At 69.1% G+C, this 21,459-nt stretch carries 21 protein-coding genes; 11 read left to right on the plus strand and 10 right to left on the minus strand.

Annotation, left to right across the window (positions count from 1 at the left end):
• The first annotated feature begins 44 nt into the window (after positions 1–44).
• Together ACIPV5_RS07495 and murQ are read left to right on the plus strand one after the other, a co-directional pair.
• Positions 45–995: a BadF/BadG/BcrA/BcrD ATPase family protein gene (locus ACIPV5_RS07495; RefSeq protein WP_400340578.1), complete on the plus strand. Its 951-nt coding sequence runs from the start codon at positions 45–47 to the stop codon at positions 993–995.
• A complete protein-coding gene (gene murQ, locus ACIPV5_RS07500) occupies positions 985–1,920 on the plus strand; it encodes an N-acetylmuramic acid 6-phosphate etherase (protein WP_056277815.1) in 936 nt (311 codons plus the stop codon). Before ACIPV5_RS07495 ends, murQ begins: the two co-directional genes overlap by 11 nt.
• Before the next feature lie 79 nt (positions 1,921–1,999).
• Here the strand turns inward: murQ and ACIPV5_RS07505 are convergent, their stop codons facing one another.
• Entirely contained in the window at positions 2,000–3,979 is a 1,980-nt protein-coding gene (locus ACIPV5_RS07505) for a primary-amine oxidase (RefSeq protein ID WP_400340580.1), read from the minus strand.
• A gap of 160 nt (positions 3,980–4,139) precedes the next feature.
• Positions 4,140–4,724: a TetR/AcrR family transcriptional regulator gene (locus ACIPV5_RS07510; RefSeq protein ID WP_072590940.1), complete on the minus strand. Its 585-nt coding sequence runs from the start codon at positions 4,722–4,724 to the stop codon at positions 4,140–4,142.
• Between the two features lie 66 nt (positions 4,725–4,790).
• Between ACIPV5_RS07510 and ACIPV5_RS07515 the strand changes: the two genes are divergently transcribed.
• Genes ACIPV5_RS07515 through ACIPV5_RS07525 form a run of 3 tightly spaced genes read left to right on the plus strand, consistent with a single transcriptional unit; the run spans position 4,791 to position 6,324 of the window.
• Positions 4,791–5,339 carry a hypothetical protein gene (locus tag ACIPV5_RS07515; protein ID WP_372984268.1) on the plus strand — a complete coding sequence of 183 codons (549 nt, stop codon included), beginning with the start codon at positions 4,791–4,793 and terminating at the stop codon, positions 5,337–5,339.
• Between the two features lie 29 nt (positions 5,340–5,368).
• Positions 5,369–6,034: an SDR family oxidoreductase gene (locus ACIPV5_RS07520; RefSeq protein WP_400340583.1), complete on the plus strand. Its 666-nt coding sequence runs from the start codon at positions 5,369–5,371 to the stop codon at positions 6,032–6,034.
• Positions 6,035–6,060: 26 nt separating this feature from the next.
• Positions 6,061–6,324 (plus strand): hypothetical protein, encoded by a 264-nt coding sequence (locus ACIPV5_RS07525; RefSeq protein ID WP_400340585.1) that lies wholly within the window; start codon positions 6,061–6,063, stop codon positions 6,322–6,324.
• Here ACIPV5_RS07525 and ACIPV5_RS07530 read toward each other — a convergent pair.
• Together ACIPV5_RS07530 and ACIPV5_RS07535 are read right to left on the minus strand one after the other, a co-directional pair.
• Entirely contained in the window at positions 6,250–6,573 is a 324-nt protein-coding gene (locus ACIPV5_RS07530) for a multidrug efflux SMR transporter (RefSeq protein WP_372984270.1), read from the minus strand. The two genes, ACIPV5_RS07525 and ACIPV5_RS07530, sit on opposite strands and share 75 nt — an antisense overlap.
• A complete protein-coding gene (locus ACIPV5_RS07535; protein ID WP_372984271.1) occupies positions 6,570–6,941 on the minus strand; it encodes a multidrug efflux SMR transporter in 372 nt (123 codons plus the stop codon). Before ACIPV5_RS07535 ends, ACIPV5_RS07530 begins: the two co-directional genes overlap by 4 nt.
• A gap of 204 nt (positions 6,942–7,145) precedes the next feature.
• Here ACIPV5_RS07535 and ACIPV5_RS07540 point away from each other — a divergent pair, with 204 nt between their 5' ends.
• Both ACIPV5_RS07540 and ACIPV5_RS07545 read left to right on the plus strand, forming a co-directional pair.
• On the plus strand, positions 7,146–8,594 hold the full coding sequence (locus ACIPV5_RS07540; RefSeq protein WP_400340587.1) for a glyceraldehyde-3-phosphate dehydrogenase: 1,449 nt from the start codon (positions 7,146–7,148) through the stop codon (positions 8,592–8,594).
• Positions 8,595–8,630: 36 nt separating this feature from the next.
• Positions 8,631–9,692, plus strand: coding sequence for a winged helix DNA-binding domain-containing protein (locus tag ACIPV5_RS07545; protein ID WP_400340589.1), 1,062 nt, complete (start codon positions 8,631–8,633; stop codon positions 9,690–9,692).
• 19 nt (positions 9,693–9,711) lie between these two features.
• Here ACIPV5_RS07545 and ACIPV5_RS07550 read toward each other — a convergent pair whose 3' ends face one another.
• The gene (locus tag ACIPV5_RS07550; protein ID WP_056277833.1) at positions 9,712–11,154 is read right to left on the minus strand and encodes an XRE family transcriptional regulator; all 1,443 of its coding nucleotides are present in this window, start codon (positions 11,152–11,154) and stop codon (positions 9,712–9,714) included.
• 109 nt (positions 11,155–11,263) lie between these two features.
• On the opposite strand from ACIPV5_RS07550, the gene ACIPV5_RS07555 reads away from it, so the two are divergent.
• The gene (locus ACIPV5_RS07555) at positions 11,264–13,126 is read left to right on the plus strand and encodes a phosphoenolpyruvate carboxykinase (GTP) (RefSeq protein WP_400340592.1); all 1,863 of its coding nucleotides are present in this window, start codon (positions 11,264–11,266) and stop codon (positions 13,124–13,126) included.
• A 161-nt stretch (positions 13,127–13,287) separates the two neighbouring features.
• Here ACIPV5_RS07555 and ACIPV5_RS07560 read toward each other — a convergent pair whose 3' ends face one another.
• Entirely contained in the window at positions 13,288–15,171 is a 1,884-nt protein-coding gene (locus ACIPV5_RS07560) for an ABC transporter ATP-binding protein (RefSeq protein ID WP_400340594.1), read from the minus strand.
• Between the two features lie 78 nt (positions 15,172–15,249).
• Complete coding sequence (locus ACIPV5_RS07565; protein WP_053095473.1) at positions 15,250–15,456, minus strand: hypothetical protein; 207 nt, start codon at positions 15,454–15,456, stop codon at positions 15,250–15,252.
• A 93-nt stretch (positions 15,457–15,549) separates the two neighbouring features.
• Here ACIPV5_RS07565 and ACIPV5_RS07570 point away from each other — a divergent pair, with 93 nt between their 5' ends.
• Positions 15,550–16,581 (plus strand): S66 peptidase family protein, encoded by a 1,032-nt coding sequence (locus ACIPV5_RS07570; protein WP_320491249.1) that lies wholly within the window; start codon positions 15,550–15,552, stop codon positions 16,579–16,581.
• A gap of 62 nt (positions 16,582–16,643) precedes the next feature.
• Here the strand turns inward: ACIPV5_RS07570 and ACIPV5_RS07575 are convergent, their stop codons facing one another.
• The gene (locus tag ACIPV5_RS07575; protein ID WP_053095475.1) at positions 16,644–18,104 is read right to left on the minus strand and encodes an MFS transporter; all 1,461 of its coding nucleotides are present in this window, start codon (positions 18,102–18,104) and stop codon (positions 16,644–16,646) included.
• A gap of 147 nt (positions 18,105–18,251) precedes the next feature.
• On the opposite strand from ACIPV5_RS07575, the gene ACIPV5_RS07580 reads away from it, so the two are divergent.
• Together ACIPV5_RS07580 and ACIPV5_RS07585 are read left to right on the plus strand one after the other, a co-directional pair.
• Positions 18,252–18,749 (plus strand): metallophosphoesterase, encoded by a 498-nt coding sequence (locus ACIPV5_RS07580; RefSeq protein ID WP_056277844.1) that lies wholly within the window; start codon positions 18,252–18,254, stop codon positions 18,747–18,749.
• Positions 18,746–19,267: a GAF domain-containing protein gene (locus tag ACIPV5_RS07585; protein ID WP_400340597.1), complete on the plus strand. Its 522-nt coding sequence runs from the start codon at positions 18,746–18,748 to the stop codon at positions 19,265–19,267. Before ACIPV5_RS07580 ends, ACIPV5_RS07585 begins: the two co-directional genes overlap by 4 nt.
• A 9-nt stretch (positions 19,268–19,276) precedes the next feature.
• On the opposite strand, the gene ACIPV5_RS07590 is transcribed toward ACIPV5_RS07585, so the two are convergent.
• On the minus strand, positions 19,277–19,642 hold the full coding sequence (locus tag ACIPV5_RS07590) for an HNH endonuclease (protein ID WP_053099033.1): 366 nt from the start codon (positions 19,640–19,642) through the stop codon (positions 19,277–19,279).
• Between the two features lie 37 nt (positions 19,643–19,679).
• Positions 19,680–21,422: a beta-galactosidase family protein gene (locus tag ACIPV5_RS07595; protein WP_400340599.1), complete on the minus strand. Its 1,743-nt coding sequence runs from the start codon at positions 21,420–21,422 to the stop codon at positions 19,680–19,682.
• Between the last annotated feature and the right edge of the window lie 37 nt (positions 21,423–21,459).

A 21,459-nucleotide genomic window follows, 5' to 3' on the forward strand; every position in this document is an offset into this window, starting at 1 on the left:
GAACAATTCTTTCATGACCGGATGCTCGTGCGTAGACTATTTCCATGCCCTCTTCGCATGCTCTCGTCGCCGTCGACCTCGGCAAGTCGCGCTGCCGGGCCGTGATCGCCGAATCATCCGGTGTCGACTCTGGCGTCGTCTCTGCCGCCGATGAGCGTCGAGTGCCCCGGCGTCCCGTGTACGACGGGATCGGTGCTCCCGGGCTCGCGGCCGCAGGCGGCGTCGACGCAGCTCTCGCCACGATTCTGCCGATGAGAGATCATCTCGATGCACAGATCTCCGCGGTCTCGGTGGGTGCGGCCGGAGCCTGGGCCGCCCCCGAGGCCGCATCAGAGCTCGCCGCCGTCCTCGCCGATGCCTTTCACGTGCCCGTCGCGGTGACCTCCGACGTGGTGTCCGCTCATGCCGGAGCGCTCGGGGGCGGTGCGGGCGTACTGCTGATCGCCGGAACGGGCGCTGCGGCCCTCGGCATCGACGGCGAGGTGGCGACGCTGGTCGACGGGTGGGGTCCCGAGCTGGGAGACCTCGGCAGCGGATCCTGGTTCGGGCGCGAGGCGCTGCGTGCCGTCCTGCGCGCCTCGGTCGGGCTCGCGGTCGAGACCGTGCTCACCGATGCGGTCGCGGCGACGATCGGCGAGCCCGCCGCGGTTCCCGCCTGGATCTCCATGGACGGGCCGGTGCCTCGCCGTCTCGCGACTCTGGCGCCGCTGCTCCTCGATGCGGCGCAGAGTGGCGACGCCGTCTCCGCGGACATCGCCGCCGAGGGCATCCGCCTGCTCGTCGCGTCGGCGATCGCGGCGTCCTCGAGCAGTCGCGAGGTCGCCCTGCACGGAGGGCTCACCGACCATGTCTGGTTCCGCTCGTCGCTCGCCCAGGCGCTCCGCGCCGCTGACCGCACGGTCGTCGTCTCCTCCGGCGACGCCCTCGACGGTGCGCTCCTGCTCGCGGAGCGCACCGATCTTCCCCACGAAAGGTTCGTGCATCGTGCCGAATGAACACGCCAGACTGACTGCGCTCCTCGACGTCCTCTCGACGCTCGGCACCGAGGCGTCGACGACCGATCGCGGCGACCTCGATCTGCTCGACACCGATGAGCTCGTGCGGCGCATGAACGCGGAAGATCATCGTGTGCCGGCGGCCGTCGGCGAGCGGAGTGCGGAGATCGCCGCGGCGGTCGACGGCATCACCGCCCGCTTCCGCGCCGGCGGACGACTCATCTATCTCGGGGCGGGCACCGCAGGCCGCGTCGGAGTTCTCGACGCGAGCGAATGCCCGCCGACCTTCGGCACCGACCCCTCGATGGTGGTGGGGCTGATCGCCGGAGGCGAGACGGCCATCCGGTCGGCGGTCGAGAATGCCGAGGACGACGACGCGGCGGCAGCGGCCTCGCTGCGCGAGCTCGGCCTCACCGAGCGCGACGCCGTCGTCGGGATCTCGGCGTCGGGTCGCACCCCGTACGTCGTCGGCGGTCTGGAGTTCGCTCGGGGAGTCGGCGCGCTCACCGTGGCGATCGCCTCGAATCCGGCATCCGAGATCGGTGCGGTCGCCGAGATCGCGATCGAGGTGGTCACGGGGCCCGAGTTCATCTCGGGATCGACGCGTCTGAAGTCGGGAACAGCCCAGAAGCTCGTCGTGAACATGCTCACCACGCTGTCGATGATCAAGCTCGGCAAGACCTATCACGGCGTGATGGTCGATCTTCAGGCGACGAACGAGAAGCTGCGCGCGCGCTCGATCCGCACCGTGACGGAGCTCACCGGCGCAGAGGTCGACCAGGCTTCCGCCGCCCTGGATGCGGCGGGGGGATCGGTCAAGCTCGCGATCCTGATGGTCGCCACGGGGGCGTCCGCAGAAGCCTCGGCCCACGCGCTCGACAGCGCCGACGGCATCCTCCGTGTCGCGATCGCCGCACTGTCGTGAGGGGTACCTTCGCCGCGTGCTTCCGCCAGGGCGTTCCCGATGACGACGCCGCGTCGACCGCCGAGGCCGACGCCGCGGCTCAATGGGAGCAGGTGCAGCCCTCGCCACCTCCGCAGCATCCGGCGTCCTCGGTGACGTGCGCCTGAGACGACTCAGGAACATCCATCGCGGGGTTCTGATCGAGGAAGCCGTTCGGCTTGAACCAGAATCCGGCATAGTCGACCGGCATGATCGGCCAGTCCTCGGGGCGCGGGAAGTGCGTGAGTCCGAAGGTGTGCCACAGCACGATGTCCTCGCCGTCGAGCGAACGGTCGCCCGCCGAGTACTCCGGCAGGCCGGAGCCTCCCTGGTGCGCGTTCGGATACCGGCCGGCCGGCCAGATCTGCCCGTGTTCATGGCGGGTGGCCCAGAGATGCTTGGTCGCGAACGCCGCACGCGCGGCGACGGATGACGCGGGGTCGGCCATCAGCAGAGCGGTGGGCTCTGGGATCAGGTGATAGGCCGTGGGGCGGCCGACGTGGTTCGTCCGAGTGGTGCTCTGCACCTCCCACGCGCGCGCGACCGAGGTGTCCGCCTCCCGCTGCGCCTCGCCCTCGGAGAGCAACGGAGTCTCCGACCACGTGAAGGCATTGCCGAACGGGTTGTCCGGCCCCATCGGGATGCGCTGCGCGTCGATCTCGACCAGACGGTTCTCCTCGCCGTCGACGGCGACATCGAGCCGTGCGCAGAACAGGTGCTGGTGCACCGGCGCGAAGACGCCCGGCGCGAGCTCGGTGGCGTGCTTCTGCCGCACCCCCGGTTCGCCGGCGCCGGCGAATACGATCCCGGTGGCCTTGGCGACGACCTCGATCGAGCCGTCGAGGGAGAAGTGCCAGTAGAACCCGTAGTCGTAGTTGCCGATCGTCGAGAAGTACGACACCACGAAGCGGCGCGAGCGGCGCACGTCCGAGCGGCCGGCGAGGTCGGTGTGCTTCCAGAGGATGCCGTAGTCCTCCTCGTGCATGCACACCACGTTCGGGATGCGCACCGGATGGCCGTGGTCGTCGGCGACATAGCCGTCGAGGTAGCGGATCACCCCCAGGCAGTCGCAGCCGAGCTCGAGGTGGTTCGCGTTCTTGCCGAGAAGGTACTCGCCGGCGTCGAAGTAGCTGATCCAGAAGCGCCCGGGTGCGGTGTCGCCGTAGGGCACGACCATCTCGGGCACGCTCGCCCGACTGAGAACCGACCGTCCGTCGAACCTGACGTCGTGCAGCACGAGACCCTCGCGAGCGTTGAAGCTCACCCGCATCGACCAGTTCTCCCACTCGACGAGCGAGCCGCTGACGGCGAAGCTGGGGCCTTCCGGCTGCGTGATCTCGATCGGCTTGAGCGAGGTGCGCGCGGCGCCCTGCACCTCGGGGTAGTAGTTTCCGTGGCCCGCCGGCACAGGCACGTCGCCCTCGTCGTCGATGCGGATCACGCTGTTCGTCGTGAGGTCGATGTGCACGACCAGCCCTTCGACGGGATGCGCCCAGGGGGAGTCGTGCTCGTCGTACTTGAGGAAGGTGAGAGAGCGGATGACCCGGCGGCCCACCTCATCGGCGCGGCCGGTGTACCCGGGTGCGAGCGGTCCGCAGAACGCGAGAGCCATGTGCGCGGCGAGCCCTCGGCGCGTCATCGCCGCCTGCCATTCTGGTGACGCCTTCGCGATCGCCTCAGCGCGCTCGTACTCCTCGAAGAGGTACTGGGGCTGGCCGTAGGGTGGCGCATCGTTGGGGACCCGCTCGGCGCGCAGCACCTCGCCGCGGGTGATCGAGACGACGACTTCGCTCGCGACGCCGGTCGCGGTGTCGAGCAGGGTCGCGTCGATGCGGCGATCGATGGGGGCGCCCGGCCTCCATGCGGCGAGCTCCTCCTTGGTGGGCTCATCGGGCAGCAGCATCGGCACGCGGACGGTCTCGCCGAGCAGTCCGGCGGACTCGAGCACGGCTCGGGCCGCCGCGATCTCCTCGCCGGTGAGGGGGTCGAGCGGGTGCGGCGCGGCGATCCTGTCGATGGTGACGGGCTGGGGGTGGGACATCGGCGTACCTCACTATTTCGAGCGTTCGCTCAATAAACGGATTGGGTCGATGGTACGACGGCGCGGCGGGGCGCACAAGAGCGACGGACGAGGATTCCGAGGGGCTCGGGCGGCGGCCGGACGAGGCGGCATCGGCGAACGGCAGGGGAGCGCGGTGTGCTCAGCTGCGCCAGGGGGCGAGGATGCTGTCGTACACCGCGAGGTGCGCTGAGGCCTCCTGCGGCTCGGTGACCTCGATGACCTGCTGTCCGTAGGTGATCGAGCGCAGCAACTCCATCACGGCGCCGGTCGGAGTCGACGGTGACAGCTCGCCGTCGGTGATCGCCTGATCGAGGGCGTCACGGATGCCCTCCTGCCAGGTCGCGACCGTGGGTGCCCCTGCGTTCGGTGCGGGCGCGAGAGTCGCGATGCGCCCCCAGAACCCGACGACGACGTAGGCCTCGGTGCGCGTGCGGTCGTCGATGGGGAGTACTTCATGCATCAGCGCGTCGAGGCGTGCGAGTCCACTGAGTCCATCCGTGGCCGCGGCGATCCGTTCATCGGTGCGGTGGGTAACGATGGTCGCTGCGGCGCGGATCACGTCGTCGAACCCGTCGAAGTAGTGCCAGAGCGAGCCTGTCGCGACACCGAGCTCCTTGGCCACGGCACGAGACGACACCGCCTCATGGCCGTCGCGCGCGGCCACGGCGAGCAGCGCCTCGGCGATCTGCCGGCGGCGCTCATCGTGGTCTACGACGCGGGGCACATGCCCATCCTGACGCATCCACCGCGGGTATCGCTATTTTGAGCAGTTGATCAATATGATGCGAGTGTGGATCACCTCCTCCCCGCAGCACCGTGGCTGATGGCGCTCGCCGCCGTCGTCTCGGCCGCGGCGTGCGTGGCTGCCTGGCGGGCCGTGCCGTGGCAGGGGCGGCAGAGCGCGCTGATCATGGCGGCGGCGATGCTCGTCATCGCAGTGAGCGGCGGTGATCCGCTGATCGGGCTGGTGACCGGACTCGTCCTCATCGTCTCCGCGATGCTGGGCACGGCCGGCGTGCGGGGCACCCCGGCGGCTGCGACCTGCTGCCACCGCGCGCTGGTCTCCCTCGTCATGGCGATCTGCTCTTTCGAGAGCCTGTCGGCGGGTGACGGGCGTGGGGCGACGCAGTCGGTGGTCGAGTCAGGCGGCCACGGCGGGCATGGGCTCGACGGACTCCTCTCGGTGCTCGTGATAGCCGGAGTCATCGGCGTGGTGCTCTGGACGGTCGTCTCCGAGTGGGTGCTCGTGCCCGTGCATCAGGGGCGGACCGCCCGCCTGCTCGCGGTGGAGTCGTGGGCGATGGCGGCGGGAGTCACCGTGATGTGCGTGGGGTTCTGAGGTCGGCTCGGTTCCGGTAGCGTGGCCGGATGCCTCTCGCACTCGTTACCGGCGCGGCGCGCGCGAACAGCATCGCCGCCGGTATCGTGCCTCGCCTCCGGAATGCCGGCTGGACGGTGGTCACGAGCGATCTCACCGATGCCGACGTCGCCGCTGACCTTTCGACTCGCGAGGGTCCCGAGGCGCTCATTGCGGAGGTGAACCGCACCCGCGGCACTATCTCCGCGCTGATCCTGAGCCATGCTCATGACGTGCAGTCCGGTGTGCTCGACACCACTGCCGAGAGCTTTGACCTCCACCTCGCTGTCAACGCTCGAGCTAGTCTTCTGTTGATCGCCGCGTTTGCTCGGCAGGCTGGCCAGCACGGTGGAGCGATCGTCGCATTTACCAGTGATCACGTTACGAGCAACCTCCCGTACGGGTCGTCGAAGGGCGCTCTCGATCGGCTCGTTATCTCAGCCGCGCGGGAGCTAGGGCCGCGAGGGATTTCAGCGAACGTCCTCAACCCCGGCCCGATCGACACCGGCTGGATGGATGACGACACGCGAGTCGCGCTCACTGAGGCGACGCCGCAAGCGCGGCTCGGACGGCCCGAAGACGTTGCGGCGCTCGTAGAGTTCCTGGTCTCGGATGAAGGGCGCTGGGTCTCGGGTCAGTTGCTCAAGAGCGACGGTGCGTTCTCGGCTCGCTACTGAATCCCCCTCTCCGTTAGCCTCGCACCATGGACGGGTCGCTGCCCACGGCTGCAGAATTCGCAACAGACGTCCTCGCTGTTCCCGCCGATGGCACCGCGAGCGGGCTGTTGATGGCTGCGGTGCTGGGCATCTTTCTCGGAATCACCGCGGTGTTCGTGACGTGGTACTCGATCATCGACCGCCGTCTGGATGCACAGCGCCGCAGGCGGGAAGCGTCAGTGCGCTCCGCCGAACTCGATCAGCACGACGCCCAGGGCGATCAGTGCGACGCCGATCGCCATCATGACTGAGAAGTGATCCTTGAAGATCACTCGGCCCAGGATCGCCGTGATCGCGACGCCGGCCGCTGACCATACTCCGTAGGCGACGCCCACCGGCATGCCCATGGCGAGGATCGTGCCGAGCAGTGTGAACGCGGCGAGATAGCCGACGACGATCACGGGGATCCACCCTCGGCGTCGGAGGCCTTCAGACGCGCGCAGACTGAGGGTAGCGGTGACCTCGCTCGCGATCGCGAGGGCGAGGAGCGCCCAGGTCACGACGCCACCTCGACCGGTGTCTCGCGTGAGTGGGATCCGAGCTCGACGAGCAGCACACCGAGCACGATCGCGCCGATCCCGATGATCTGCACCGTCCCGAGAAGCTCGCCGAAGAGCACCGTGCCCATGATCGCGGTGAGGACGACGCCGATCGCGGCCCAGATGCCGTAGGCCACACCCACGGGCATCCCTCGATCCAGCACGATCGACAGCAGCCAGAGCGAGCCGGTGTAGCCGATCACGACGGGGATCAGCCACAGCGGATGGGTGAAACCCTCGGCGGCCCGCAGCGACAGGGTGGCCGACACCTCGAGGACGATCGCGATCAGCAGCGGTGGCCACGCCGACGGGCGGGAGGGGGCGGTCATATGGAGCCTTTCGACGCGGGGCGTGCCCGGGGGACAACGCGTCGGATGGTCGCAGGATTCCCTGTCGTGTGGGTGAACGACGGGCGACAGGCCGCGATTTCAGAACCCTGCCGCGCGGCGCGTACCCTGGACGCATCCCCCGAAGCTCACCCGGCAATCTCGCGCGCCGGCGACCTCGGCGCGCTCACACATGCAAGGACGCAGATGAACGTAACCGCCGCACCCTACGACGACTGGACGGCGAGAGAAGAGCTGGCCGAGCGGATGATCCCGCTCATCGGCGCTCTCAAGCGCGAACGCGACGTGGTCACCTCCCTCCACGGCCACCGACTTCTCGGCCTCTCGGCCACCGGCATCGTCGAGGTGCACGACAGGGTGGCGCAGCTCGGGCATGAACAGCTCCCGCTCGACGAGACCCTCGGGGTGCTCGAGGCGGTACACGAACTCGCACCCGGTGCGTCGTCGCTCGACCTCGCGCGCCTCGCCGCGGGCCACGCCGACAGTGACCTGCCCCTCGACGCCTATCTGGCCGAGGCGCTCGCGCCGGCGGTCGGAGCGGTCGCAGCGGCCCCCACCGATGTCGTGCTCTACGGCTTCGGACGCATCGGGCGCCTGCTTGCGCGCATCCTCATCGCGCACACGGGTGGTGGCAGCGGCCTGCGTCTGCGGGCCATCGTCGTGCGCCGCGGTTCGGAGAACGATCTCGTCAAGCGCGCGTCGCTGCTGCTGCGCGACTCGGTGCACGGCCGCTTCGCAGGCTCCGTGACGGTCGATGAGGACGCCGACCAGATCATCGCGAACGGCACCCGCATCCAGGTGATCTACTCCGACGACCCCTCGACGATCGATTACACGGCGTACGACATCCACGACGCGATCGTCGTCGACAACACCGGACGATGGCGCGACGAGGCGGGTCTCAGCCGCCACCTGGAGTCGGCGGGGGTCGCTCGCGTGCTGCTCACGGCGCCTGGCAAGGGCGCACTCAAGAACATCGTGCACGGCATCAACGACAGCACGATCGAGCCCGACGACCGCATCATCACCGCCGCCTCCTGCACGACGAACGCCATCACCCCCGTGCTCAAGGCGATCGATGAGGCCTACGGGATCGTGCGCGGGCACGTCGAGACCGTGCACTCGTTCACCAACGACCAGAACCTGATCGACAACTTCCACAGCGGCGATCGTCGCGGCCGCTCGGCCGTGCTCAACATGGTGATCACCGAGACGGGTGCCGCCAAGGCCGTCGCGCGCGCGCTGCCCGAGCTCGAGGGCAAGCTCACCGGCTCTGCGATCCGCGTGCCGACCCCCGACGTCTCGCTGGCCGTGCTGCACCTCGGCCTCGAGCGCCCCGCGGTCAAGGACGAGCTGAACGACTACCTGCGTCGCGTCTCGCTGCACTCGAAGCTGCGTCAGCAGATCGACTACGTCGAGAGCCCCGAGGTCGTCTCGACGGACTTCGTCGGCTCGCATCGCGCGGGCATCGTCGACGGTCTCGCGACCATCGCGAACGACCGCGACGTCGTGCTGTACGTCTGGTACGACAACGAGTACGGCTACTCCTGCCAGGTGATCCGCGTGCTCGAGGTCATGGCGGGCTCGCACCCCATCGTGCTGCCGGAACGTCGCGAGGTGACGCTGCACGGGTGAGTGCGCGATGTCGGTCGTGCCCGGCATGATGAGGGCATGAAGACCGCGACTCTGCGCGCCGAGCGGCTCCGCTCGCATCGTCTCAGCGCTCCGGCGCGCACGGTGACGGATGCCGCGTCGCACATGCTCGCGGTGCAGAGCCAGGACTTCACCGCCGGACGGTGGGTCCTGGCTTCGCGCACCCGTGGCGAGCCGCCGCTCCGCGCGGTCGACCGGGCCTTCGCCCGGGGCGACCTGGTGCGCGCGTGGACCATGCGCGGCACGCTGCACATCATCCCGGCGCGTGACCTGCGCTGGGTGCTCTCGGTGACCGCCGCGCGGCAGCGTCAGCAGGCGGCGGGCAGGCGTCGCGATCTCGGGATCGATGCGTCGATGGTCGCCGCGGTCGTGGCGGCGGCGGTGCCGCGTCTGCGCGACGGAGGACTCACGCGGGCCGAGATGTTCGAGGTGTTCGCCGGTATCGGCATCGATCCTGCCGGGCAGCGCGGCATCCATCTGCTGAGCGAGCTCACGCTCGACGGGCTGATCTGCCAGGGTCAGGTCGTCGCGCGCGATGGTGTGAGCCGGGAGCAGCGCTTCGTGCTCGTCGAGCAGCACATCAGCGAGCATGCGGCGCCCGACGATCCGCTCGCCGAGCTCTTCGTGCGCTACATCGACGGGCACGGTCCGGCCGGCGTCGCGGACTTCGCCTGGTGGTCCGGCCTCACGCTGGGGCAGGCGCGCGAGGCGCGGGATCACGCGGCGGCGCGCGTGGTCGAGGTCGACGAGGGTGTGTTCGTCGGCGTCGCTCGTCCGCGGCGGTCATCGAGTGCCCCGGCGGTGCTGGCGCTCGGAGCCTTCGACGAGTACTACATCTCCTACGCCGACCGCACGGACGTCTGCGCCCCTGAGCATCTCGCTCTCGTCGGGCCGGGCAAGAACGGCATGGTGCGGGCGACGCTCGTCGCCGACGGCCGGGTGATCGGATGCTGGACGCACGCGAGCGCCTCGCTCGGTTCTCCGCCGGAGCTCTTCGAGTCAGTGCCCGATTCGCGGCCGGTCGACGACGAGGCGGTGCGGGCGGCGCTCGCTCGGTTCACGCGCTTCCTCGACGTTTGAGTCGCCGAGTCGGTGCGAATCACTCGCTCGCGTGGCGTCCGAGGAAGTTGTAGACCTCGTTGTCATCGACGCCGGGGAACGCGCCACGGGGGAGCGGCGAGAACATGTGGGTGTGCACGCGGGCGCTCGGCCAGGCCTTCCCGTTCCACCGTTCGGTGAGGTCGGCCGAGGGGCGGCGGCAGCACGCCTCATCCGGGCAGGTCGAGACCGCGCGGTCGGCGGTCTCGCGCCCACGCCACCAGCGCGCGTCGTCGAAGGGAACGCCCACCGTGATCGAGAACTCGCCGTCGGTCGAGGCGCCGGTCTGCGTCGAGCACCAGAAGGTGCCGGAGGGTGTGTCGGTGTACTGGTGGTGTTCGTTCGTGCGGTTCTGCTGCGTGAACGCCGCGCGCGCCTGGAACTTCCGGCACACCCGCTGGCCCTCGACAGCGCCCGTGACGTCCATCGGCAGGGGGAGGTCGTCGTTCTCGTAGACCCTCGTGATCGCACCGGTGGCGTCGACACGGAGGAAGTGCAGTGACATGCCCAGGTGCTGGGTGAGGAGGTTCGTCATGCGCATCCCGGCCGCTTCGTGGGTCACGCCGAATGCGTCGCGGAAGTCTTCGACCGCGAGGTTGCGATCCTTCTTCGCCTGCTGCAGGAAGGCGACGGACGCCGTCTCGGGCATCAGGCACGCGGCGGCGAAGTAGTTGATCTCGAGCCGCTGCTGCAGGAAGTCGGCGTAGTCGGTGGGCGGGGTGTGGCCGAGCAGTCGGTGCGCCATCGCCTGCAGTGCCATGGACCGCAGGCCGTGACCCCCGGGGATCGATGCGGGCGGCAGGTAGATGCGCCCGTTCTCGAGGTCGGTGACCGAGCGGGTCGAGTGCGGCAGATCGTTGACGTAGATCAGTTCGAAGCCGAGCTTGTCGGCCATGATGCTCACGGTGCGGTGCGTCAGCGCGCCCTGCACGTGCCCGGCGGACCGCAGCTGCTTCTCGGCGAGTCTCTCGATGTCCGCGAGGTAGTTGTTCTGCTCGCGCATCCGCAGACGCAGCTCGGTGTTCGCTCGTCTGGCTTCTTCGGGCGTGGCGATCGCCTCTCGTTCGCGTCGCTGGAGTTCGCGGTGAAGGCCCAGAAGCGACTCGATCGTCTCGTCGCTCATCCCCTTCGTGACGCGCACGGGGGCGATGCCGAGCTGCCGGAACACCGGGCTCTCCTGGGCGCGTTCGAGTTCGATCTCGAGAGCGGCGCGACGGTTCGGCGGCTCGCCCGAGATGAGGTCGGTGACCTCGGTGCCCGTCGCCAGCGCGATGGCCTGCAGCAGCGAGAGCTTCGGTTCGCGCTTGCCGTTCTCGATCAGGCTCAGCTGCGAACCGGCGACGCCGACGAGTGCGCCCAGCTCATCGAGCGTGAAGCCCTTCTCGAGGCGGTGGTGCCTGATGCGGTGGCCGAGAGTCGCGAGGTGGATGCCGGAAGGAGCCATTCCTTGATACTAGCGAAAGAAGCGCGATTCTTATCGCCCGGAATGGCAGAAAGTCGTGCACGAACCGGAAGAAGATGGAACAAACGCCCCTCACTTCAAAGGAGTAGTCATGGCGATCGCCGAAGTCTTCACCCCCCGAGCATCATCTGTCGCACCTGTGCGCACCTTCGGGACGGCTCCGACGTATGACACCCCTGCGATGGCAGAGCTCGCCGCCTGGGTCGATGAGATCGCGACGCTCACGCAGCCGGCCTCGATCCACTGGGTCGACGGCTCGCGTGCCGAGAACGACTGGCTGCTGCGCGGGCTCGTCGACGAGGGCAAGCTGATCAAGCTGAACCCCGAGTGGCGTCCCGGCTCGTACCTCGCCCGCTCGCACCCCAGCGACGTCGCACGCACAGAGGGCCGCACCTACATCTCGTCCGAGAGTGAAGAGGATGCCGGCCCGAGCAACAACTGGGCTCCTCCTGCGCAGATGCGCGAGAAGATGACCGAGATCTTCGAGGGATCCATGCGAGGCCGCACGATGTTCGTCGTGCCCTTCTCGATGGGGCCCGTCGGGGGACCGCTCTCGCACATCGGCGTCCAGGTCACCGACAGCGCCTACGCTGTCGCGTCGATCGGCATCATGACGCGCGTCGGCGATGCGGTCACCCGCCAGATCGCCGACGGCGCTCCGTGGGTCAAGACCGTGCACTCCGTCGGCGCGCCGCTCGCTGCGGGAGAGCCCGACGTCGAGTGGCCCTGCAACGACGACAAGTACATCGTGCACTTCCCCGAGACGCTCGAGGTCTACTCCTTCGGCTCGGGCTACGGCGGCAACGCGATCCTCGCGAAGAAGTGCTTCGCCCTGCGCATCGCCTCGGTCATCGCCCGCGACGAGGGCTGGCTCGCCGAGCACATGCTGCTCATCCGGGTGATCGATCCTACGGGCAAGGCGTACCACGTGGCTGCGGCGTTCCCCTCCGCGTGCGGCAAGACGAACCTCGCGATGCTGCGCCCGACCATCCCGGGATGGCGCGTCGAGACGCTCGGCGACGACATCGCGTGGATCCGCCCCGGTGAAGACGGCCGCCTCTGGGCGATCAACCCGGAAGCCGGGTTCTTCGGCGTCGCGCCGGGCACGGGCGAGTCGACGAATGTCACGGCGGTCGAGACCCTCTGGGGCAACACGATCTTCACGAACGTCGCACTCCGCCCCGACGGAGACGTCTGGTGGGAGGGTCTGACCGATCAGGCGCCCGCCCACCTCACGGACTGGGAGGGCAACGACTGGACGCCGGACTCCGGCCGCCCCGCCGCGCATCCGAACTCGCGCTTCACGGTCTCGGCCGCGCAGTGCCCGCAGATCTCGGAGGACTGGGAGGAGGCGGTGCCGCTCGACGTGATCCTCTTCGGCGGACGTCGGGCGACCAATGTGCCGCTCGTCGTCGAGGCCACCGACTGGACCCACGGCGTGTTCCTCGGCTCCAACATCTCGTCCGAGCGCACCGCGGCTGCGGAGGGCAAGGTCGGCGAGCTGCGTCGCGATCCGTTCGCCATGCTCCCGTTCTGCGGCTACAACATGGCCGACTACTTCGGTCACTGGCTGAAGGTCGGCCGTGGTCTCCGGTTCGACCGCGCACCGCGCATCTTCCAGGTGAACTGGTTCCGTCGTGGCGCGGACGGCCGCTTCCTGTGGCCCGGATTCGGCGACAACTCGCGAGTCGTCGACTGGATCATCCGTCGCGTCTCCGGCGAGGTCTCGACGGTCGACAGCCCGATCGGTCGCCTGCCGCTGATCGAGGACCTCAATCTCGACGGCATCGACGTGCCCGAGGCCGACCTCGAGGAGCTCTTCTCGATCGACACCGACGCCTGGAAGACCGAGGCCGACCTCACCGAGGAGTTCTACGACACCTTCGGCGACAAGGTCCCCGCCGCCCTCCGGGCCGAGCTCGCCTCGCTGCGCTACCGCCTCGACAAGGCGTGACAGACCGGGCGCCGGTTCGGGGGAGCCGGCGCTCCACGGCCCCCGTGGCCCAAGACCCGCGAAGGCGGGACGTCAGAGACGAACCCATGGCTGAGTGGTCTCCGGCATCCCGCCTTCGCGTACTTCTCCCGCGCTGACCCCGTGTGCCCCTGCCGCGACGCTCAGGCGAGCAGCTGGTGCCGAGCCAGGTCGCGATAGAGCGGCGTCGACTCGATCAGCTCGGCGTGAGTGCCCTGACCGACCACTGCGCCGTCCTGCAGCACGACGATGAGATCGCTGTCGACGACGGTCGACAGTCGATGAGCGATCACGATGAGGGTGCGATCGGTCGAGACCGCGTCGATGGCCTCGCGCATGCGCTGCTCGTTCACGCCGTCGAGCGACGAGGTCGACTCGTCGAGCAGCAGGATCGGTGCGTCAGTGAGCAGCGCGCGGGCGATCGCGAGACGCTGGCGTTCTCCTCCTGAGAGCATCACGCCGTCTTCGCCGACGGGGGCATCGAGACGCAGCGGATCGCGATCGAGCACGTCGCCCAGGTTCACCGCGCGCAGCACCTGTTCGCAGGCCGCATCCGAGGAATCCGGCGAGGCGAGACGCAGGTTGTCGCCGAGCGTGCCGGCGAGAGTGGGGGCGTCCTGCTCGACGTAGCCGAACTGCGCGCGCAGCTCGTCGCGCGGGTAGGTGCGCGAGTCGTGGCCGTAGAGGCGGATCGAACCGCCTGTCGGGTCGTAGAAGCGCTCCACGAGCGAGAGGATCGTGCTCTTGCCGGCACCGCTGGGCCCGACGAGCGCGACGCGCGCACCTCGGGGCACCGCGAACGAGACGCCGCGCAGCACCTCGCGCTCCGCCACGGCGGCCGAGTCGTCGGTCGGTTCGAGGTGCGCGTCGGCCAGAAGCGTCTGCGCCTCCTTCGCGGCGGCGAGGCGAGCGGCGACCACGTTCTCGGGATAGCGGAAGCGCACGTCACGGAACTCGATCGCCGGAGCGAGGGGGTCTGCCGCATCGCGGGGGACGGATGCGGCGATCTCGGCGTCGTGCTGGGTCTCCGTCGGCAGGTTCAGCACCTCCTGGATGCGGCCGAGGGCGCCGAGTGCCTGGTTCACCGAGGTGATCGCCCCGAAGGTGGTGGCGAGCGGCATCACGAGCATGAACAGGAACAGGATGAACGTGATCAGCGAGGCGATCGTGATCGTGCCGGCCGCGACCCGGAAGCCGCCGACGCCCAGCACCACCAGGAGCGACACCTGCAGTGCGACTCCGGCGATGGGGACCACGAGCGACGAGATCTTGGCGATCCGCACCCCGATGCCGTAGGCCTCCGAGGCGAGCGCCGACACGGTCTCGGTCTCGCGCTCGGTGGCTCCCGAGGCGCGCACGGTGCGGATCGAGCCGACGGCGCGCTCGACCCCGGAGGCGAGTTCGCCGACCTTCTCCTGCTGAGCGGTGGACGCGGTGCGGATGCGGCCGCTGAGCGCCGTGACGACGACGACCGAGGCTCCGATCACGACGACGATGAGCAGCAGCAGGACCGGGTCGATCACGAGCATGGCGATCAGCGCGCCGAGGAAGAGGATCGCGCTGCCGACGGCATCCGCCAGTCCCTGGGTGAGCACGGCGTAGAGCAGTGTCGTGTCGGTGCCCACGCGCGAGACGAGGTCTCCGGTCCGGCGGGCGTCGAACTCGCTGATGGGCAGGTGAAGGATGCGCGAGATCAGCTTGCGACGGCTCGAGTACACGACCGCGGTGCCGGTGCGCTGCAGCAGATAGTGCTGGTAGCCGGAGATGATCGACGACACGATCACGAGACCGACGAGGACCCACACCAGGATCCCGAGGCCCTGGTCGGACTGCACGGCTTCGATGAGCTGCCCGACCAGCAGCGGTTGCGCGAGCGAGGTGGCCGCCCCGAAGACGCTGAGCACAGCGACGACGATGAGCGTGCGCCTGTGCTCGAAGAGGAAGGGGAGGAGCTGGCGGAAAGTGGCGCGCGGGCCGTCGTAGTGCGCGCCGCGTCCGCGTCGGCGTGATGTCGCCGTGCTGGACATGCGGGACCTCGTTCTGAAAGGGGGTAGTTCGACCGTACTTCGTGTGCGGGCGGATCCTGTGGATGGGCTGTATGAGTGTCAGTGCCTGCCGAAACGGCGGTGCGCCGCCTGCTTCGAGACGCCGAGGGAGCTCGCGATCGCCTGCCAGGAATAGCCGAGATTGCGCGCCCGTCGCACCTGTGTCTCCTCGGCCCTGGCCAGCTCGCTGCGCAGAGCGGCGAGGCGGTGGAGCTCCGAGAGCGGCTCGCCCGCGTCATCCTGTGCGATGGCGGTCTTCATGGTCATGGGGAACCTCCTGCGTCAATACTTGTTGACGATCGACCCCTTGTCAACATGCATTGACGTTCATCTCCGTGCTCAGGATGCGAGACTGGGCCGATGCTGTCCGCATCGAAACCCGTGCCCGGCGACCGCGTCGCCGTCCTGTCGCCCGCCTTCGCCGCGCCCGCGGTCGCGCCCGAGCTCCACGAGCAGGCGCTCAGCCGACTCGAGCAGCTGACCGGACTGATCCCGGTCGAGTATCCGACCACGCGGCAGCTCGATGCGAGTCCTGAAGCCCGGGCCGCCGATGTGAACGCGGCCTTCGCCGACCCGAGCATCCGGGCGATCCTGGCGACGATCGGCGGGGACGACCAGATCCTGGTGGTGCCGCACCTCGACGCCGCGCTCGCCCAGGCCGACCCGAAGCCGTTCCTCGGCTACAGCGACAACACCAACATCCTCAACTGGCTGTGGAGCCTCGGGATCCGCGGCTACTACGGCGGATCCACGGCCGTGCATCTCGGTCCGGGGCCCGCGGTCGACGACGTGCATCTGCGGTCGCTGCGCGCGGCGCTGCTCGACGGCGGCACGGTCGAGATCACGGAGCCCGGAGAGTCGGAAGATGTGGGGAGGCGCTGGACGGACCCGCGCGCTCTCAGCGAATACGGCGATCGGGTCGCGACCGAGGACTGGACCTGGTCGGGTCCGGCTGTCCGCGTCGAAGGTCGCACCTGGGGCGGCTGCCTCGAGGTCGTCGATCAGCTCGCGCTGGCCGACAGGCTGCCCTCGGCGTACGACCTGCGCGGCGGGATCCTGCTGCTCGAGACCAGCGAGGAGCGTCCGCCGGCGAGCTGGGTGGCGCGATGGCTGCGCGGGCTGGGTGAGCGCGGCATCCTCGATGTGGTCGCGGGAGTGGTCGTCGCGCGTCCGCCCGTGAGCGATTTCGAGTTCCTCCCCTCGTCGACCGAGGCAGACGCGCTGCGCGCCGCGCAACGGGATGCGGTGATCGAGACGGTCTCGCGGTACAACCCCGACGCGGTGGTCTGCGTCGGGGTGCCTTTCGGCCACACGCGGCCGCAGTGGATCGTGCCGTTCGGCGGGACGATGGTGCTCGACGGCTCGACGCGCACCATCCACGCCGCCTACTGACCGCCGGACGACGAAGGGCGGCACCTCCCGAGGAGATGCCGCCCTTCGCGTGGACGAGCGCGTCAGAGTTCGACGGCGGCCGCGACTCCGAGATCCGATTCGTAGTCGTTGTCCTTGGTCTCCTTCGACAGCAGGAGCGCGATGAAGGTCAGCACGCCCATCGCCGACAGGTACAGTCCCACCAGCCACGGAGCGCCGTCGCCGAGCTCCCAGAGCCAGAGCGCGATGAGCGGAGCGACGGCTGCGCCGAGGATCGACGAGACGTTGTAGGAGATCGCGGATCCCGTGTAGCGGACGTTCGTCGGGAAGAGCTCGGGCAGCAGCGCTCCCATCGGACCGAACGTCGCGCCCATGAGCATGAACCCGAACACGAGGAACGCCTGCGCGAGGGCGCCCGTGAACTTCGGGTCCATCGCGGGGAGCAGGAACGCATTGAACGTGAAGCCGAACACGATGATGAGCCCGGTGACCCACAGCAGCAGCTTGCGACGCCCGATCGTGTCGGCGATGGGACCGGAGAGCAGGGTGAAGATGCCGAAGAACACGACGCCGACGATCTGCATGAGCACGAAGTCCGTGTAGGCGAACCCGAGTCCCGGATAGAACTGCGCGGCGAAGGCCGAGGCGTCGAAGTCCTTGCCCGTCGCCTCGGCAGCGGCCTGAGCGGCGGCGGACGCCGTCTCGAGCGTGGCCGGCTTCGTGCCGTACGCGAGGGTGAAGTTGGTCATCAGGTAGAACAGCACGTAGGTCGCCAGCATGATGAACGTGCCGAGGATCAGCTGCTTCCAGTGGTGGCGGAACACGGTCGCGAGGGGCAGCTTGCGGATCGCCCCCTTCTTCTCGGCCTTCTTGAAGGTGTCGGACTCGACGAGCTTCAGACGCACCCACAGGCCGATGATGACCATGACGGCCGAGAACAGGAACGGGATGCGCCAGCCCCACGACAGGAAGGCCTCGGACTTCAGCGCGGGGTTGTCGGCGTGGGGAAGCAGCCAGTTGATGCCGAGGAAGAGGAAATTGGCGATGATGAAGCCGAGCGGCGCGCCCAGCTGCGGGAACGTGCCGTACCAGGCGCGCTTGCCGGCCGGAGCGTTCTCGGTGGCGACCAGCGCGGCACCCGACCACTCGCCGCCGAGGGCGAAGCCCTGAGCGAGGCGCAGGATCAGCAGCAGCAGTGCCGCCCACCAGCCGATCTGCTGGAACGTGGGAAGGAGGCCGATGATGAAGGTCGCGATGCCCATCGTGAGCAGCGAGGCGACGAGCGTCGCCTTGCGTCCGAACTTGTCGCCGAAGTGGCCGAAGACGACCGCGCCGATGGGGCGGGCGACCATGGCGGCGCCGAACACGGCGAACGATGACAGCAGCGACGTGGTGTCGTTGCCGGTGGGGAAGAACAGCACGGGGAACACGAGCACGGCCGCTGTCGCATAGGCGTAGAAGTCGTAGAACTCGATCGTGGTGCCGACCAGGCTCGCCGTGATGACACGCGAACGCGGGTTCGCGGGGGCGGTGGACGTACTCATACAGCTCCTTAGATCCATGGCCCGGTATACCAAGGCACCGAGAGATCCTACGCCTTCCTGAACGTTTGCTGGGTGGGTGTGACATCCCGCTGGACCGCGTGCGTAGAGTCGGAGGCGGATGCCCGTGCCCACCCGAGACGGAGAACCGTGACGACGAGACTGCTGCTGATCGCCGATACGCATGTGCCCGCCCGTGCGAAGCGACTGCCCGACGCGGTGCTGCGAGCGGTCGACGACGCCGACATCGTCGTGCACGCGGGGGACTGGATCGACCTCGCGACGTTGGATCTGATCGAGTCCCGGTCGCGGCTGCTCGTCGGCGTCCACGGGAACAACGACGGCCCCGCGCTGCGAGAGCGACTGCCCGAGATCGCACGGCTGACGGTCGAGGACGTCGAGGTCGCTGTGGTGCACGAGACCGGACCGAAGCAGCGGCGCGAGGAGCGGATGGATGCGGCGTTCCCGGGCGTCGACCTGCTCGTGTTCGGCCACTCCCACATCCCGTGGGACACCGTCGCCCCATCCGGGATGCGCCTGCTGAACCCGGGGTCGCCGACCGACCGCCGCAGGCAGCCCGTCTGCACGATGATGTCGGTCGCGATCGACGGCGCACGGGTCGACGCCACGCTGGTGCCGCTCGCATGACCACCGCACCTCGCGCGGGTAACGACATCGAGGTTCCCGCGGCGTACCGCGCCCCGATGCGATCGCGCGACGACGGGGTGCGCGAGGGGCTCGCGGTCGAGCGCGCGCTGCGGATCGGGGTCTGCGGAGTGGGAGGTCGCCTCGACCGCATCCCGGAGTCGCCGGCCGAGGCGCTCGCCGCAGTCGATGCCGCCTTCGGTGAGCGGGCGGCGCGCAGGCTCGAGAGGTTCTCCTCGGTCGCCGAGGGGTCGTTCGTCTGGACGCGCGACGTCGACGGACTGCTGTGGCTCGGCCGGATCGCCGGGCCCTGGCGCTACGACGCGTCGGGCGAAGCCCGTGCAGTCGACCTCGTGCACGTGCGCGCGTGCGACTGGCTCGATCGTCCGGTGGAGCCGGCCGCGGTGCCGTCCGGCGTGCACGAGTCGTTCGCGCGGGGCGGTCGCAACTGGCAGAGCATCACCCGGGCCGACGCCGCGCACCTCACCGCGGCCGTCTGGAAGTCCCGCCGCAGCGGGTGACGGGCCCGATCAGTCGGTCGGGCGCAGGTCGCGGAGAATGGCGTCATACCGGCTGAGGAAGGCGCGCTCGTCGAGTCGCTTGCGTCGGAGCCACGACGTGACCTCGTCGTTGCGCTTGCTCGCGTTGCAGGACCCGCACGCGGGCACCACGTTCTCGACGGTGTAGCGACCGCCGCGGGAGATCGGCATCACGCAGTCGCGTTGGAGCGCGATGTCGCCCGCTCCGCAGTACGCACATCCGCCCCAGGCCTCCTGCAGCGAGGCCCACTGCTCGGCGGTGAGGTCGTTGTCCGCTCTGGCCACCCGGCCCCGGCGCCGCTTCGCATGACGGGCGCGCGCAGCGGGCGTGGGGGTGGAGAATCTTCGGCGCGGCACAGACACACGGTACTGGGCGGATGCCCGTGCCTGTGATCTATTCCTCGGTGTCGCCGAGAGCGAGCGCCGGCACGAAGTCGGCCGTGGGCGCGAGCAGCTGCTCCAACTCGAGCACGATGAGCCGGTTGTCTCCCGCTCGCGTCGCCGGGGCCGGCACGAAGAGGGTGCGCTGCGGCCCGTTGCGCCAGTACCGTCCGAGGAAGAACCCGTTGACGAACGCATAGCCCTTGCTCCAGGCAACGGTGTCGAGGAACAGGTCGGCGGCGGAGTCGAGCGCGAAGTCTGCGACCCACGCAGAGGGTGCGCTTCCCGGGCCGCTCGACGTGTTCCCGCCGCTGAAGCCGATCTCCGCCGCGATCCCTGCGACGTCCAGCGCGGTCGAGTGCCAGCCGGTCAGCGGCGTGCCGTCAAGGGCAGGAGCGCCGATCAGACCCTTCTGCTCGCCGAGTCGGTGGTCGTAGTTCACGCGGCCGCCCTCCTCGACGAGGATGCTGAGCGTCCGTCCCGCGGGAATCCGCAGGGAACGGTCATGACGGGTGCGGGAGAGCGTGCCGACGGGCTGGGCGTCGACGCTCACCCAGGCGAGGTCGCGCACCTCGTCGAGCACGAGCTGACCGCCGCGACCTTCGGGAAGCTCGACGTCGTAGCGGACCAGAGCGCTCAGGTGCTCCAGCTCGTCGAATGTCCGCGGAACTGCGGATGCGGGCGTCGATGCCGCGGCATCCGTCCATGATCCCGCCGGCTTCAGCGGCACGGAGAAGATCGGTGCCGCGGTGGCCGCGGCGGGCAGCTCGTCGGGGACGGGCGCGTACTTCGCGATGACGTCGCGGAAGGCGAAGAACTTCGCGGTCGGGTTGCCGGCCTCGTCGAGAGGCGCGTCGTAGTCGTATGACGTGACGATCGGCAGGTAACGGCCTTTGTGGTTGGCACCGTTCGTGAGACCGAAGTTCGTGCCGCCGTGGAACATGTAGATGTTCACCGAGGCCCCCGCGGCCAGCAGTTCGTCGAGATCGGCGGCGGCGGTGTCCACGTCGGTCGTGTGATGCACGCCGCCCCACCAGTCGAACCAGCCGTCCCAGAACTCGGAGCACATCAGGGGACCGGTGGGCTGGTGGGAGCGCAGCGTGGCGAGGCGCTCGGCGCTGCGCGATCCGAAGGATCCGGTCTTGTGCAGCTCCGGGAGGCTGCCGTCTGCCAGCATCCGATCGGTCGGCTGGTCGACCGTGGTGAGGGGCACGGTGATACCGGCTTCTCGGGTGAGGGCGACGAGCGCCTCGAGGTAGTCCTTGTCCGAGCCGTACGCGCCGTACTCGTTCTCGATCTGCACGAGCACGACCGAGCCGCCACGGTCGATCTGCCGGGGCGCGACGATGTCGTAGACCCGGCGGAGGTAGTCGCTGACATCGGCGAGGAACGTCGGCTCGGAGGAGCGCAGCTCGCGCTCGCCGGCGGTGAGCCAGTTCGGCAGCCCGCCGTTGTGCCACTCGGCGCAGATGTAGGGGCCGGGCCGCACGATCGCATCCATGCCCTCCGCCTGGATCAGGTCGAGGAACCGGCCCAGGTCGTTCCAACCCGTGGCATCCCACTCGCCGCGCCGAGGCTCGTGAGCGTTCCATGCGACGTAGGTCTCGATCGTGTTGAGTCCCATCAGGCGGGCCTTGCGGATGCGGTCCTGCCACTGGTCGGGGTGCACCCGGAAGTAGTGGATGGCACCGGAGATCACCTGGTGGGGGAGCCCGGCGCGGAGGAAGTCTGTCTCGCCGATGGAGAAGGAGGTCACGATGAGGTGCTTTCGATGGGGAGGGCCGGACGGAGAG

Source organism: Microbacterium sp. NPDC090014, assembly GCF_044748285.1.
Lineage (GTDB): Bacteria > Actinomycetota > Actinomycetes > Actinomycetales > Microbacteriaceae > Microbacterium.

Bases quoted from the DNA above. Each gene is read 5' to 3' on its own strand.
- ACIPV5_RS07495 (WP_400340578.1), top strand. From the start codon at position 45: ATGCCCTCTTCGCATGCTCTCGTCGCCGTCGACCTCGGCAAGTCGCGC.
- ACIPV5_RS07505 (WP_400340580.1), bottom strand. From the start codon at position 3,979: ATGTCCCACCCCCAGCCCGTCACCATCGACAGGATCGCCGCGCCGCAC.
- ACIPV5_RS07520 (WP_400340583.1), top strand. From the start codon at position 5,369: ATGCCTCTCGCACTCGTTACCGGCGCGGCGCGCGCGAACAGCATCGCC.
- ACIPV5_RS07525 (WP_400340585.1), top strand. From the start codon at position 6,061: ATGGACGGGTCGCTGCCCACGGCTGCAGAATTCGCAACAGACGTCCTC.
- ACIPV5_RS07535 (WP_372984271.1), bottom strand. From the start codon at position 6,941: ATGACCGCCCCCTCCCGCCCGTCGGCGTGGCCACCGCTGCTGATCGCG.
- ACIPV5_RS07540 (WP_400340587.1), top strand. From the start codon at position 7,146: ATGAACGTAACCGCCGCACCCTACGACGACTGGACGGCGAGAGAAGAG.
- ACIPV5_RS07545 (WP_400340589.1), top strand. From the start codon at position 8,631: ATGAAGACCGCGACTCTGCGCGCCGAGCGGCTCCGCTCGCATCGTCTC.
- ACIPV5_RS07550 (WP_056277833.1), bottom strand. From the start codon at position 11,154: ATGGCTCCTTCCGGCATCCACCTCGCGACTCTCGGCCACCGCATCAGG.
- ACIPV5_RS07555 (WP_400340592.1), top strand. From the start codon at position 11,264: ATGGCGATCGCCGAAGTCTTCACCCCCCGAGCATCATCTGTCGCACCT.
- ACIPV5_RS07560 (WP_400340594.1), bottom strand. From the start codon at position 15,171: ATGTCCAGCACGGCGACATCACGCCGACGCGGACGCGGCGCGCACTAC.
- ACIPV5_RS07565 (WP_053095473.1), bottom strand. From the start codon at position 15,456: ATGACCATGAAGACCGCCATCGCACAGGATGACGCGGGCGAGCCGCTC.
- ACIPV5_RS07570 (WP_320491249.1), top strand. From the start codon at position 15,550: ATGCTGTCCGCATCGAAACCCGTGCCCGGCGACCGCGTCGCCGTCCTG.
- ACIPV5_RS07575 (WP_053095475.1), bottom strand. From the start codon at position 18,104: ATGAGTACGTCCACCGCCCCCGCGAACCCGCGTTCGCGTGTCATCACG.
- ACIPV5_RS07585 (WP_400340597.1), top strand. From the start codon at position 18,746: ATGACCACCGCACCTCGCGCGGGTAACGACATCGAGGTTCCCGCGGCG.